Source organism: Aeromonas sp. 2HA2, from assembly GCF_029237345.1.
Classification (GTDB): domain Bacteria; phylum Pseudomonadota; class Gammaproteobacteria; order Enterobacterales; family Aeromonadaceae; genus Aeromonas; species Aeromonas salmonicida.
In genome coordinates this window covers 332,780-346,339 of record NZ_JAACGB010000001.1, presented here as the reverse complement: position 1 = coordinate 346,339, position 13,560 = coordinate 332,780, and the positions used below count along the sequence as shown (strand labels likewise).

Sequence of the window (13,560 nt, the reverse complement as noted above, 5' to 3'; positions counted from 1 at the left end):
GCAGCCGAGGTAGGGTGGGTAGAGGTAAAAAGCTGCAAACTTATTCACCGGGGGACATCAGACTACGGATCAGAAGACACCTTTAATGGCAGAGAAGTATATGATCAAGGGCTCCGTCTGATCAGATATACGCCCTGATCAGGAGAGCCCCCTGATCAGATAAGCAAACGAGCCAAGAAAGGCCGTAAAGCAGCGCCAGCCGTGGCTTTAGTGGCAATATCAAGGAAGGCAAAGGGGGGGTGCAGATGTGATCCTGTCCGCCGAAACATACCCTTGACGATTTTCCAGGTTCAAAATCCAACGTGCCAAACAAACGACTGTGACGGTGATCTGATGATTTCGAGATTGGTCGCAATTGACAGATTTGTGCCTTTGCCGCCGCTCGCTGGAATGGGTACTAAATATGTAGATACATAGCCAATTGGGCTCAAAAAAACTCCACACCGATGAAGTGGGGAGTTGTGGATAAGAGACAGGACGCGAGGGTTGGGCTTGTGAGTGAAATTGAGCGATGTTACTGGCGCGGCGATGTCAGGGTTGCAACCTGCATCATTCTCAAGACGCCCGTAGTGTGGTCAGCTATGTGACCAGTTCGTATTTAGTGGTCCTGTTCTGCCAGAGTCCTCGACCCCAATACTTTCTAAGAGCACTCTCACCGTTCCAAGGCTGCGCTATATCAACTCCCCTTCTTGCATCTTCAGTGCTACCTAGTTTGGCTTTGGAATGTCCCCGGCTCCGCATTTTCCAAGTAGTTGGCTTCCCACTTGTCCATGGGTACACTGTGAATCACCAGGGGCGATGCTTGCATCTGTGGTATCGGCGGCGGGTCGGCCGGTACGGAGAAACAGTGGCCGAATCCTGCCATTGCCCTCGACCCGAGCACTTTCAAAGAATACTCACATTGCCCCAGAGGAAAGATAAATCGCCTTTCACCATTGCGTGTTCATCGGTCACCAGTCCCTTGACCGCCGCATCCCGCAACCTGATCCCGATGGCCGCCCCGGCCGACGCCGTGCTCATGCCGCCAGCCGCCGTGGCGGTGGCCACCGGCATGGCAATAAACTGACCATAGAGGCCGCGCAGATCCGCTATCCAGCCCGCGATTTTCAGGCCAAACCAAGCCTGCGTCAGCACGGTCAGCGCCGAGTGTCACTCATAGAGGGTCTGGATCAGCGACTTGAGGGTTTCCCCAAGCGAGATAAAGCCATCAGAGAGGCCTTACGCCCAGACCTGCAGGCGGCCATCCCTGGTCATGGCCTCAAACTCGGCGTTTAAGTTGGCCAGCTGGTTTTTGAGCCAGTTCAGTGCCCCGTTCTCGGCCACCATCCGGTAAAACTTGGCGAGGTTGTCCCGGGCATTGGAGATAAGCCCGGAGAGCAGGCTCATATTGTCCGCCGCCGCCCCCGCCGACTGGGTGGCGATCTCCTTCATCAGGGCGGCGATGGTGTCGCGGCCGAGCTAGCTAGCCCGCCGAGGAGAGCCTCTGCAGCTTCTGCTTGGGCCTGGCCGAGGGCCAGCGAGATGCCCTGCACCTCCTCGACCCCGTCGCCGAGCTTGTAGACCTGATCGACGATGTCCTGCATGGCGCCGTTCATGGGGTCGATGCCAAAGGCTTTCAGGCGCACGAAGACCTGGGTCACCTCGTCGAGCTGTAGCGGGGTGTTCTTGGCGAAGCCCTGGATCCAGGCAGAAGCCTCTTTGCCACCGGCAATCGACCCCCATCACCGCCTTGAGCTGCACATCGAGCCGTTCGGCCTGGTCGCCTGACTGGAACATGGCTATCAGTTGGGTGGTGAAGGTTTGGATACCTAACCAGGTACCGTCCATGGCGACCAGGCGGCCGGTCAGACTGCCGATGGTCCTCAGGGACCCGCCAGCACCTTGCCCCCCTGCACCAAGGAACGTCCCAGCCGCTCTGTCTGGGCCGCGCTCTCACGCAGCTCCCCTTCCAGCTCGATCTCGATGGGCTTGTCGCTCAGGAAGTCCACCGACTTCTTGGGGACCAGGCTAGCACGGGGCTCCGTCAGCAGGATGGACTCCCGCTGATCATGCTGCGCCCATCTAGAGTCAGCTTCGCCTTCACCTCCGGCTGTACGTTGCTGGCGATGCGGGTGCCGGTGATGGCGTTATAGCTGGCAGTGACGGTCACGGGCCCGCCGTCTGCTACCGCCCCCGCCTTGGTGGCCCGCAGCAGTCCCAGGGCATAATTCACCTTGATTGCTTGGTTATGGAGGGTAGCAAATAGCAGAGGAGGGGTATGGGGAGGGGTATGGAGCCATAAAACACAAAAGGTTAGCTTCATAGCGAAGCTAACCTTTTGTTTTAACTGGTGCCGGTAAGGGGAATCGAACTCCTGACCTTCGCATTACGAATGCGCTGCTCTACCAACTGAGCTATACCGGCGTGTGGCAAGATTCCCGAAAATGCAGGTTCAAGTCAATGAGCCTGTCTCACTTTTATGAGTTGGCTCATTGTGTTACGGCCAAACGATCAGAGATCGGCAAACTCCGGGATATGGGCTCGGCCGCGGCTCTCGAGAAAATCGAGCAGGGCACGGGGAGAGCGCGCCAGGATCCTGTCCTCGGGGAAGTGTGCCTCGGTCACCAGTCGGTGACAGTGTTCGAAATTCCCAAGGCTGAACGCAACGTGGGAGTCGGAGCCGAAGGTGAGATAGGCACCGAGGTCGCGCGCAGCTTCAACGATGGCGCGGCAGTTGTTCTCGCTACCCGGACGGGAATGGCTGAACGAGGAGTTGTTGAGTTCGAGCGCCACTCTGTATTGCGCGGCGGCCTTGACCACGGCCTGGATGTCGATGGGGAAGGCGGGATTGCCAGGGTGGCTTATCATGTCGACCCGACCGCTCCTGATGGCGTTGATCATGGCCTGGGTATGAGTTGCCTGATCGCAGGGGGGAAACACCGGTTCGTGGAAGCCTGCCATTATCATGTCTAGTCGTGACTCGTAACGTTCGGGGAAGTCGATCTCGCCATCAATGTTCTTGATGTTGGCTTCTATGCCGCGCAGTATGCCGACCCCGTCGACTACCCGTGGCAACACATGCAGATTGACGAAGTGCCAGAAGTGAGGTGCATCGGCCATGTCGGGGCCGTGATCAGTGGTGGCAAACAGCTTGATCCCTCTCGCGCGAGCGATGGGCAGATAGTCGTGAATGGTGCTGTAAGCGTGGGTGCTGGCGACGGTATGGGTGTGGGTATCGACCGTATACTTCATCTTCTCTCCCCTTCTGGCGTGAGGCGCCAGCATAACAAAGGTGGCGGGTCGAGACCATGTTGTGGCTTGTCATACTTTGTCACAAATTGCGGGGGCGCTGACAAAGTTTGAACACGCTTGGCCGCCATGATGGGCAAATCGATGAAAGCCTGAACTCGCATCGATGGGTTGGATCAGGATGGTGCAACCTCTTTTCCCCGCCGTCGCTCCCAGCGACGGTTTTTTTTGCCCGTGCATCGGCACCAATACCAGCAGTGCAAAAAAATGCCCAACTAGCATGGAGCAGGTTGGGCGAGACTTAATGTTTAATTGCAGTGGCATAGATATAGAGTGCTGTTTGTCAGCTAAGTTCCCGCCTTGTTTCTCCTTTTTAGCAAAAACATTTCACTAACACATGTTCACATTCTCTTGACACAAATGGTTGTGAAACGTACTTTTTAAACATTCGTTTTAAGTGAGGTGTCCTGTGAGTAAAATCGATACCAAAAACCGTATTCTTGATGCCGCCGAGGTCTTGTTTGCCGAGCGGGGATTCGCCGATACCTCTTTGCGTCTGATCACCAGTGAAGCCAATGTCAACCTCGCCTCGGTCAACTATCACTTCGGCTCAAAAAAGGAGCTGATCCAGGCTGTGCTTGATCGCTATCTGAGCTTGTTTATGCCGGATCTGGATGCACGACTGCATACCCTGATGGAGCAGGAGCAGTTGACCCTGCTGCAGGTATTTGAAAGCTTTGTCGATCCCTTGATGAAGCTGGTTGCGGTGCGAGCCAATGGCCCCGCCATCTTCATGCAGCTGCTGGGACGTGGCTATATCGACAGCCAAGGTCACCTGCGCCGCTTCATTACGGCTCACTATGGCCCCATCTTGTTGCGGATCACTCAGGCGATTTCCAAGGCCAATCCGGCTCTGTCACCGGCAGACCTCTTCTGGCGGCTGCATTTCACTCTGGGCACAGTGGTGTTCACCATGGCCTCCGCCGATGCCCTGCGCGACATCGCCCTGGCCGACTTTGGCCAGCAGCTCGATGTGGAAGGGCTGGTGCGCAATGTAATTCCTTATCTGGCGTCTGGTGTCGGGGCGCCCGTGGAGTCGACCAGGCTCTCCCTGGCCGTGTAAAAACCAACAATAAATCAACGGAAACAGTGAAATAGAAGGAACTTCGGTATGATCACATTGCTTATCCTGCTGGTGCTGGCGATAGCCGTCGTGCTCGGCGTGCCCTCCATCCGTAAAAAGGTGGTAACCCGTCCTGTGTTCGGCATCTTCAAGAAGATATTGCCGCCCTTGTCGGCCACCGAGCGGGAGGCCATGGAGGCCGGCTCCGTCTGGTGGGATGGCGAGTTGTTTCGCGGCAACCCCGACTGGAAAAAACTGCACGGTTACGGCAAGGCCGAACTGAGCGCCGAAGAGCAGGCCTTTATCGACAATCAGGTCGAGACCCTGCTCGCCATGGTGGATGACTTCAAGATCGTCAACGAAACCAAAGATCTGCCGGAGCCGGTGTGGGACTATCTGAAGAAGGAGGGCTTCTTCTCCCTGATCATCCCGAAATCCTATGGCGGTCGCGAGTTTTCGGCCATTGCCAACTCCACCATAGTGACCCGCATTGCCACCAAGAGTCTGAGCGTGGCGGTCACCGTCATGGTGCCGAACTCCCTCGGCCCGGGCGAGCTGCTGATGCACTACGGCACCCAGGCCCAGAAAGATTTCTGGCTGCCGGGGCTGGCCAATGGCAAGGAAGTACCCTGTTTTGCCCTGACCGGCCCGGAAGCCGGTTCTGACGCTGGCGCCATCCCTGACAAGGGGATCGTCTGCAAGGGTCAGTACAAGGGTGAGGAAGTGCTTGGCATCCGCCTGAACTGGAACAAGCGTTACATCACGCTGGCGCCGCGCGCTACCGTGCTGGGGTTGGCGTTCAAGCTGTTTGACCCGGAAAAACTGCTGGGTGACAAGGAAGATCTCGGCATCACCTGCGCGCTCATCCCGACCAGTCACCCTGGGGTGCGGGTTGGCGATCGTCACTATCCAATGGGGCTGGCATTCCTTAACGGCCCGACCTTCGGCAAGGATGTGTTCATTCCGCTCGACTGGATCATCGGTGGTCCGGATTACGCCGGCCGTGGCTGGCGCATGCTGGTGGAGTGCCTCTCCGCCGGTCGCGGCATCTCGCTGCCCGCTCTTGGCACCGCCTGTGGTCACATGGCGAGCCGCACAGTGGGGGCTTACTCCTACGTGCGCAAGCAGTTCGGCATGTCCATCGGCAAGTTTGAAGGGGTGCAGGAAGCGCTGGCCCGCATCGGTGGTCTTACCTATCAGCTGGAAGGGGCCCGTCGCATGACCGCAGGTTCGCTGGATCTCGGTCAGGCTCCGGCCATCGTCACTGCCATTTCCAAGTACCACATGACCGAAATGGCGCGCCAGATCATGGATGACTCCATGGACATCCACGCCGGTCGCGCCATTCAGCTGGGTCCGAAAAACTACACTGGCTATGCCTACATGGGCATTCCGGTGGCCATCACGGTGGAGGGGGCCAACATACTGACCCGCAACCTGATGATCTTCGGGCAAGGGGCTACCCGCTGCCACCCTTATGTGTTTGGCGAGATGGAGGCGGCGGCCGATCCTGATTTTGAGCGTGGCCTCGAGAAGTTCGACGACCTGCTTCTCAAACATATCGCGTTTGGTGCCGGTAACTTCTTCGGGGCCCTGTTCCAGGGGCTGACCCTGGGTCAGTTCAATGGCTCCCCGGTAGGGGGCGAGACCGCCCGTTACTACAAGCAGCTCGCTCGCATGAGTAAAGGGCTGGCCCTGTGCGCCGACGTCTCCATGCTGATGCTGGGTGGCGATCTCAAGCGCAAGGAGATGATCTCCGCCCGCCTGGGTGACGTGCTGAGCCACCTCTATCTGGCTTCTGCCACCCTCAAGCATTACGAAGATCAGGGCCGCATGGTCTCCGATCTGCCGTTCGTGCAGTATGCGGTGGAGCGTAACCTCTACCTGATTGGCAAGGCGTTCGAGGGTTTCTTCCAGAACTTCCCGAACAAGGTGGTAGGTGTCGTGCTCAAGCGGGTCGTCTTCCCGTTCGGCGTCGGCTACCAGATGCCGGCTGATGATCGCTGTCATGCCATCTGCCTGGCCATGATGAAGCCGGGTGAATTCCGCGATCGTCTGACGGCACTGTGCTACGTGGGCAAGGATGACGCGGATCCCGTCGGTCTGATGGAGCGTGCCTTCCTGGCCATGGTGGCGGTGCAGCCCTACGAGAAGAAGCTGGTACAGGCCCAGAAAGAGGGCAAGCTGCCCCGCAAGATGGCGTTGCCCGAGCTGGTCGATGCTGCCTTGTCCCAGTCCATCCTGAGCAAGGATGAGGCCGACAAGCTGCTGGCCGCCGATGCCTTGCGTTATGAAGCCATCCAGGTGGACAACTTTGCTCCTGGCGAGCTGGAAGGTCTGTCTCAGCCGAACCCTGTGGTGCATGCCGCCTGACTGCGTCGCTGGCACTGAACTTGATGAGAAACCGGCCAATCTGGCCGGTTTTTTTGTTTGTTAACCATGCATTTACAACCTGGATTAATTCCAGTTTAATGCAATGGCCCCCACCCTTGGGGCAGGAAGCAAGGCCAGCGGAATGGCCGATAACAACAACTCAGGAAGAGTGAATGAACCTCGCCAAAACGGCGATCGAACGCCCCATCTGGGTGGCTGTGTCGATCGTGCTGATTTTTCTGCTGGGCCTGCTCAGCATTCGGGGGCTGCCCATCCAGCTGTTCCCCGACATAGACCGCCCGCACCTCAATATCTCGGTGGATTGGCGCTCGGCCTCCCCTCAGGAGATGGAGTCGGAAATCACCGATCCTATCGAGCAGGAGATGCAAGGGGTGCAGGGACTCAAGAACCTCACCAGTAACAGCTTTCCCGGCTTCACCGAGATCGATCTGGAGTTTGCCCTCGGCACCGACATGCAGCGGGCCCAGCTTGACGTCATCTCCCGCCTTAACCGGGTGTCCGGGTTGCCGGACAACATAGGTGGCCCCTACGTCAACAACTACAGCAGCAACGACACCCTCACCTTCTTTTTTATCCAGCAACTGCCCGGTGCCAAGGGGCAGATTGACGATCATCAGGCGCTGATCGAGGCGCGGGTCAAGCCTGAGCTTGAGCGGATCCCCGGGGTATCGACCGTGGTGGTGGAGGGGATCAACGAGCGCCAGATCCAGATACGTTTCGACCCCTATCGTGCCGCCGAGCTGGGGGTGGAGATCCCCGTGCTCGCCAGCCGGGCCAGTACCGGCTGGGATGTGTCTGCGGGCACCCTCGACATAGGCCGTTGGGAATACAAGTTGCGCTTCGCCGGGCGTTATGACGTCGATACCTTGGGGGACAAGGTGGTGGACTGGCGCGATGGTCTGCCCATCTATCTGCGTGATGTAGCGGAGGTAAGGCTGTCCCGGGAAGATAACCCGGTACTGCGCATCCAGAATGGCAATACCGCCATCGCGGCGCAGATCTTCAAGGAGAGCGGTGCCAATGCCCTGGCGGCGCTGGAGGCGATCAAGGTCAAAGTGAGCGATCTCAACCACGACGTGCTGGAGCCGGTCGGGCTGCACATGGAGCAGTCGTTCGATGCCTCTCTCTACATCAATCGGGCTGTGGGCATGGTGACGGCCAACCTGGGGCTCGGCGTGCTGCTCTCCTGCGCCATCCTCTGGCTGTTTCTGCGCCAGCTCAAGGCGACCCTGATGATAGCGCTCGCCATTCCCATCAGCATCATGCTCACTTTCTGTCTGCTCAAGGTACTGGGCAGGACCCTCAACGTCATCTCGCTGGCGGGCATCGCCTTTGCGGTCGGCATGGTGCTGGATGCCGCCATAGTGGTGCTGGAAAGTATCTACCGGCGCCATGAGCGGGGTGATTTGAGCAAGGCCGAGGCGGCGCTGGAGGGTACCCGACAGGTGTGGACGGCGCTGGTGGCTTCCACCCTCACCACTGTGGCCATCTTTTTGCCGGTACTGCTGCTCAACGACGTAGAGGGTCAACTGTTTGCCGATCTGGCGCTGACCATCGCCTGCGCCGTGACCGTCTCCATGCTGGTGGCGGTCACAGTACTGCCTGCGGTAGCGGCGCGCTGGATGGGGCGAGAGCGACTGGTCGATCCCTATGACTCACTGTGGCAGCGCACGACCCGCCATGTGATCCGCTGGACTGGCACTGCGCCCCGCCGCTGGAGCATCATCATCGTGATGATGAGTCTGCCAGCCCTGGCGACCTGGGCCCTGCTGCCCAAGATGGATTACCTGCCGGATGTAAAACGCGATGCGGTGGATGTCTGGATGAGCTTCACCCCGGGTTTTAATCTCAAGGCCCAGCGGGAAGAAGTGATCGACACCCTGATTGCCCGGCTCGCTCCCTACATGAAGGGGGAGAAGGAGCCGGCCCTCAAGAACTACTACATAATGCGCTACCCGGGCGGTGCCCAGATTGGGGTGCGGCCCAAGGATGAGAACCGCATCAAGGAGCTGGAAAGCCTGCTGATGAAGCAACTGCTGGTGGGCATTCCCGATACCCAGACGTTCGGTGGCCAAGGCTCCTTGTTCGGTGGCTTTGACAGCGAGAACGGTATTTCTCTCTTGCTGCAGGGAGGCAATTTGCCTGAGCTCTATCAGGCAGCCCGGGAGAGCATGGCCATCGTGAAGCGGGATTTGCCGGGAGCCCAGGTCCGGCCCGAGCCGGATCTCGACTTCACCGCCCCCGAGCTGCGGCTGGTGCCCCAAGACCGGCGCCTCGCCGAGGTGGGTTGGGATCGCACCCCCATGCCTGCCATCATCCAGACCTTCGGCGACGGCCTGCGGGTCGGGGAGTATTTTGATGGGGAGGAGCGGCTCGACATCATGTTGATGGGGCAGACATCCGCCAACCCCGATGAGCTCAAGGCGGTGCCGCTGGCGACGCCGTCCGGCCGGATCGTCCCCCTGGATGAGTTGCTGCGGGTGGAACACGACATGGGGCCGGCCAGCATACTGCGGGTCGATGGACGGCGCAGCATCAGCCTGCAGATCACCCCGCCTGAGGGGATGAGCATGGAGCAGGTGCTCGACACCCTTCAAGGCAAGAGCTTCGCCGCCATCCGCCCGCTGCTGCCCGTCGGTGGGGAGTTGCGGATTGCTGGCAACGCCGACAGTCTGCAACAGGCGCTGGACAATCTGGGTGCCATTTTCCTGTTCGCCGTGGTCATACTGCTGATCCTGCTGTGGGGCGTGTTTGCCTCTCTCAAGGATGCCGTTCTGGTGTTGCTGACCTTGCCGCTCGCCTCTGTCGGCGGTGTGCTGACGCTGCACCTGAGCGGCCTGCTGGTGCCGCTGCCGATGGATCTCTTGACCATCATCGGCTTCGTCATTCTGCTGGGATTGGTAGTCAATAACGCCATCTTGCTGGTGCACCAGACCCGCTCGGCCGAGCGGGACGGCATGAGTCGCCAATGTGCGGTAGCCGATGCGCTGCAAAGCCGGATGCGACCCATCGCTATGACCAGCCTCACCAGCATCTTTGGCATGTTGCCGCTGATGCTGAGCCCGAGCGAGGGCAGCGAAATCTACCGGGGACTGGCCACCGTCATCGTCGGCGGCATGAGTTGCAGCGCCCTGTTTACCTTGATCCTGTTACCCGCCTTTCTGCGGCTGGGGGAGCAGACTGAACAGCCACCGCTCGCCCTGCGGCAGCGGGCCTGAGCAAGGAGCTCATCAATGAAACGAATTTTCACAAGGATGGTACTGGGCGCGGCCCTGCTGGTGGGGGGGGTACTTCCCGCCCTGGCACAAGGCAAGATGGTGACCCTTGCCGACGTGACCCAAGGGGATGCGGCGGCCAGCATCTGGGTCAGTGGCACTGTGGCAAGCCGTCAGCAGGCGGCATTGAGTGCCGAGGTGAGCGGACGGGTGGAGTGGATTGCCGAGTTCGGCAGCCGGGTCAAGGCGGGGGACGAGCTGCTGCGTCTCGACAGCGCTGCGTTGCAGCTATCGCTGGAACAGGCTAGGGCCGAGCAGGCCAAGTGGGCCAGCAATGTGCGTTATGCCAAGGCCGAGTTTGTGCGTCTCGACCGACTGCACCAACAGAAGAGTGCCTCAGCCAGCCAGTATGACAAGGCCGGTTACGAGGTGGAGCAGGCAGAGCTTGCCGAGCGGCTGGCGAGGGTGCAGGTACGCCAGATCGAGGAGCAGTTGCGTCGTAGCCATATCTTCGCCCCGTTCGATGGGGTGGTGAACAACCACTTCATCCAGCCGGGGGAGCATGTGGATGCCGGCGAGCAGGCGCTGGAGCTGGTCAACCCGGATCAGCCTGATATCCACCTGCAGGCCCCCATCGTCTGGGCTCAGCGCCTGGAGCCCCGGACCCGATTGCGGGTTGAGGGTGATCAGCTCAGCGGCCATGGCATTTATTACCAAAGGGCGGCGAGTGCCGATCCCAAATCCCGTCTCATCGAGCTGCGCCTCAAGCCAGAATCGGCCAGCTTCATCATAGGGTCGCCGGTGCGGGTGGCGTTGCCGCTGGGTGAGCAGCACACCATGCTGCTGCCGCGGGATGCCCTTGTGCTCAACACCGAGGGGAGTGTTGTCTATCAGGTGGAGCAGAGCGGCAAGGGGCTCAAGGTCAACCGGGTGCCGGTGACAGTGCTGTTTGGTGACAGTCAGCAGGTGGCGGTGAGCGGGGCGCTCAAGCAGGGAGACAGGGTGGTGGTGCGTGGTGCAGGTAGCCTGCGCCATGGTGACAAGGTCGAACTGTTTCGCGGTTGAGGTCCAGACCAGTCCATTAAAAACGGCTCCCGCGGGAGCCGTTTTTGTTGATGGGGGAAGTTACTCGACCATCATCACCTTGCAGGTGTTGGTACTGCCCACGGTTTCCATCTTGTCGCCGTGGGTCAGCAACACCATGTCGCCGCTCTGGACTAGCCCCTTGGCTTTAAGCACATCCAGCGCGTCGCGGCACACTTCGTAGACCGGCTTGGTCTCGTCGCCGTCGAACAGCACAGGGGTGACGCCACGGTAGAGATTGGTCCAGGCCAGTGTCTTGTTGTGGGGAGACATGGCGAAGATAGGCAGGCCCGAACTGATGCGGGACATCAGCAGCGGTGTGGTGCCGGATTCGGTCAGCGCCACGATTGCCTTGACCCCTTCCAGGTGGTTGGCGGCATACATGGTGGACATGGCGACTGCCTCTTCCACCGAGGTGAAGGTGTAGCTCATGCGGTGATTGGAAACGTTCAGACTTGGGTGCTTCTCGGCGCCCACACAGACGCTGGCCATGGACATGACAGTCTCGATGGGGAACTGGCCGGCGGCGGTCTCGGCGGAGAGCATCACAGCGTCTGTGCCATCCAGCACGGCGTTGGCCACGTCCATCACTTCGGCACGGGTCGGCAACGGGGCGTTGATCATGGACTCCATCATCTGGGTCGCCGTGATGACGACGCGGTTCAGACGGCGGGAGTGACGGATCAGCTTCTTCTGCACGCCGACCAGCTCGGGATCGCCGATCTCGACGCCCAGATCGCCACGGGCCACCATGACGGCATCGGAGCCGAGGATGATGTCTTCCATCGCCTCGTCGGTGGCGACGGTTTCGGCGCGCTCGACCTTGGCGACAATCTTGGCGTTGGAGCCGGCTTCGCGGGCCAGTTCACGAGCATAGCGCAGGTCATCGCCACAACGGGGGAAGGAGACGGCCAGGTAATCCACGTTCATCAGGGCGGCAGTCTTGATGTCTTCCTTGTCTTTCTCGGTCAGGGCAGGGGCGGAGAGACCGCCGCCTTTCTTGTTGATGCCCTTGTTGTTGGAGAGCGGGCCCGCCACCGTCACTGTGGTGTGGATGCGGGTGCCTTCGACCAGCTCGACTCTCAACTGCACGCGGCCATCGTCCAGCAGCAGTATGTCACCGGCGATCACGTCGTCGGGCAGGCTCTTGTAGTCGATGCCGACCTGTTCCTGGCAGCCTTCACCCTTGCCGAGCGCCGCATCGAGAATGAACTTGTCACCGATGGCCAGGTAGACCTTGCCATCCTTGAAGGTGGAAACGCGGATCTTGGGGCCTTGCAGGTCACCCATGATGGCGACGTGGCGGCCGAGCCTGGCGGCAATGTCACGCACCTGATTGGCGCGCAAGATATGGTCTTCAGCGGTGCCGTGGGAGAAGTTCATCCGCACCATGTCGGCGCCGGCACGAATGATCGCCTCTAGGATCCCTTCGCGATCGGTCGCCGGACCGAGTGTGGTTACAATCTTTGTACGTCTTGGCATGAAAGACTCCAGTTTGAAGTTGATATGACTTGAGATACTGCCCCGGCAAGCGCATGACCCATAGCACCCGCTTGCAAGCCATCTGGGTGGCTTCTGTTACTAAGTTACAATACTACACCAAGGTGGGTGGCATAGACAGCCGGGGGCCGGGGCCCCCGTTGCCTCAGGAGGAGTGGGGAGTATCAAAGCGGGATTCGCGCAAACCTTCTTTGACTTTCTTCAGGTTTTCGCGAAATTTCATGCCACGGCGCAGGGTAAAACCGGTCGCCAGTACATCCACCAGCGCCAGCTGGGCGATGCGTGACGCCATCGGCATGTAGACGTCTGTATCTTCCGGCACATCCATGGAGAGCACCAGATTGCACTCACGGGCCAGCGGCGAGTCTTTGGCGGTGATGCCGATCACTGTGCCATCGTTCTCGCGGGCCAGCGCGGCTATCTCCACCAGCGCCTTGGTGCGGCCGGTATGGGAAATCAGCACCACCACATCCCCTTCGCTGCTGTTGATGCAGCTCATGCGCATCATGACGATGTCATCGAAGCTCACTACCGGAATATTGAAGCGGAAGAACTTGTTCTGGGCGTCACGCGCCACGGCGGAGGAGGCGCCCAGGCCAAAGAAGCTGATCTTGTTGGCCTGGGTCAGAATATCGACGCAGCGATTGATGGCGGAGATATCCAGGCTGTTCTTGGCGGCATCCAGACAGGCCATGGTGGATTCGAAGATCTTGGCGGTATAGGTCTCGGGACCGTCTTCCGCTTCCACGTGGCGATTCACGTAAGGCGTGCCATTGGCCAGACTCTGGGCCAGATGCAGTTTGAAATCGGGAAAGCCTTTGGTATCGAGACGGCGGCAGAAACGGTTGACGGTCGGCTCGCTGACGTCAGCCATCTTGGCGAGGGTGGCGATACTGGAGTGGATGGCCGTCTGTGGCGAGGCCAGAATGACCTCGGCCACTTTACGCTCTGATTTACTGAAACTTTCCAAATTGTTAGTAATTTTATCAAGGGTATTCATCATCACCACCAGGCATT

12 protein-coding genes and 1 tRNA gene are annotated in these 13,560 nt (G+C 59.5%); 4 read left to right on the top strand and 9 right to left on the bottom strand.

Annotation, left to right across the window (positions count from 1 at the left end; genetic code table 11):
- Window positions 1–885: 885 nt before the first annotated feature.
- The 7 genes from GWQ29_RS01545 to GWQ29_RS01515 all read right to left on the bottom strand — a co-directional run bounded on the left by GWQ29_RS01545 (window position 886) and on the right by GWQ29_RS01515 (window position 3,231).
- Window positions 886–1,134, bottom strand: a complete 249-nt coding sequence (locus GWQ29_RS01545) for a hypothetical protein (RefSeq protein ID WP_275918601.1) — start codon at window positions 1,132–1,134, stop codon at window positions 886–888.
- Window positions 1,135–1,218: 84 nt separating this feature from the next.
- Window positions 1,219–1,431: a hypothetical protein gene (locus GWQ29_RS01540; protein ID WP_275918600.1), complete on the bottom strand. Its 213-nt coding sequence runs from the start codon at window positions 1,429–1,431 to the stop codon at window positions 1,219–1,221.
- Complete coding sequence (locus GWQ29_RS01535; RefSeq protein ID WP_275918599.1) at window positions 1,431–1,640, bottom strand: hypothetical protein; 210 nt, start codon at window positions 1,638–1,640, stop codon at window positions 1,431–1,433. The genes GWQ29_RS01540 and GWQ29_RS01535 overlap by 1 nt, the downstream gene beginning before the upstream one ends.
- Before the next feature lie 222 nt (window positions 1,641–1,862).
- On the bottom strand, window positions 1,863–1,988 hold the full coding sequence (locus GWQ29_RS01530; RefSeq protein ID WP_275918598.1) for a hypothetical protein: 126 nt from the start codon (window positions 1,986–1,988) through the stop codon (window positions 1,863–1,865).
- A gap of 35 nt (window positions 1,989–2,023) precedes the next feature.
- Window positions 2,024–2,212: a hypothetical protein gene (locus tag GWQ29_RS01525; RefSeq protein WP_275918597.1), complete on the bottom strand. Its 189-nt coding sequence runs from the start codon at window positions 2,210–2,212 to the stop codon at window positions 2,024–2,026.
- 115 nt (window positions 2,213–2,327) lie between these two features.
- A tRNA-Thr gene (locus GWQ29_RS01520) sits at window positions 2,328–2,403 on the bottom strand.
- Window positions 2,404–2,490: 87 nt separating this feature from the next.
- The gene (locus GWQ29_RS01515) at window positions 2,491–3,231 is read right to left on the bottom strand and encodes a phosphatase (protein ID WP_096118130.1); all 741 of its coding nucleotides are present in this window, start codon (window positions 3,229–3,231) and stop codon (window positions 2,491–2,493) included.
- Window positions 3,232–3,697: 466 nt separating this feature from the next.
- Between GWQ29_RS01515 and GWQ29_RS01510 the strand changes: the two genes are divergently transcribed.
- The 4 genes from GWQ29_RS01510 (at window position 3,698) to GWQ29_RS01495 (ending at window position 11,025) form a co-directional block, all read left to right on the top strand.
- A complete protein-coding gene (locus GWQ29_RS01510; RefSeq protein ID WP_021138409.1) occupies window positions 3,698–4,351 on the top strand; it encodes a TetR/AcrR family transcriptional regulator in 654 nt (217 codons plus the stop codon).
- Window positions 4,352–4,399: 48 nt separating this feature from the next.
- Window positions 4,400–6,724, top strand: a complete 2,325-nt coding sequence (locus GWQ29_RS01505; RefSeq protein WP_275918596.1) for an acyl-CoA dehydrogenase — start codon at window positions 4,400–4,402, stop codon at window positions 6,722–6,724.
- 173 nt (window positions 6,725–6,897) lie between these two features.
- The gene (locus GWQ29_RS01500) at window positions 6,898–9,963 is read left to right on the top strand and encodes an efflux RND transporter permease subunit (RefSeq protein ID WP_275918595.1); all 3,066 of its coding nucleotides are present in this window, start codon (window positions 6,898–6,900) and stop codon (window positions 9,961–9,963) included.
- Window positions 9,964–9,978: 15 nt separating this feature from the next.
- Window positions 9,979–11,025: an efflux RND transporter periplasmic adaptor subunit gene (locus GWQ29_RS01495; protein WP_275918594.1), complete on the top strand. Its 1,047-nt coding sequence runs from the start codon at window positions 9,979–9,981 to the stop codon at window positions 11,023–11,025.
- A gap of 60 nt (window positions 11,026–11,085) precedes the next feature.
- On the opposite strand, the gene pyk is transcribed toward GWQ29_RS01495, so the two are convergent.
- Entirely contained in the window at window positions 11,086–12,525 is a 1,440-nt protein-coding gene (gene pyk, locus GWQ29_RS01490) for a pyruvate kinase (RefSeq protein WP_017412636.1), read from the bottom strand.
- A gap of 163 nt (window positions 12,526–12,688) precedes the next feature.
- Window positions 12,689–13,543, bottom strand: coding sequence for a MurR/RpiR family transcriptional regulator (locus tag GWQ29_RS01485; RefSeq protein WP_165484139.1), 855 nt, complete (start codon window positions 13,541–13,543; stop codon window positions 12,689–12,691).
- Between the last annotated feature and the right edge of the window lie 17 nt (window positions 13,544–13,560).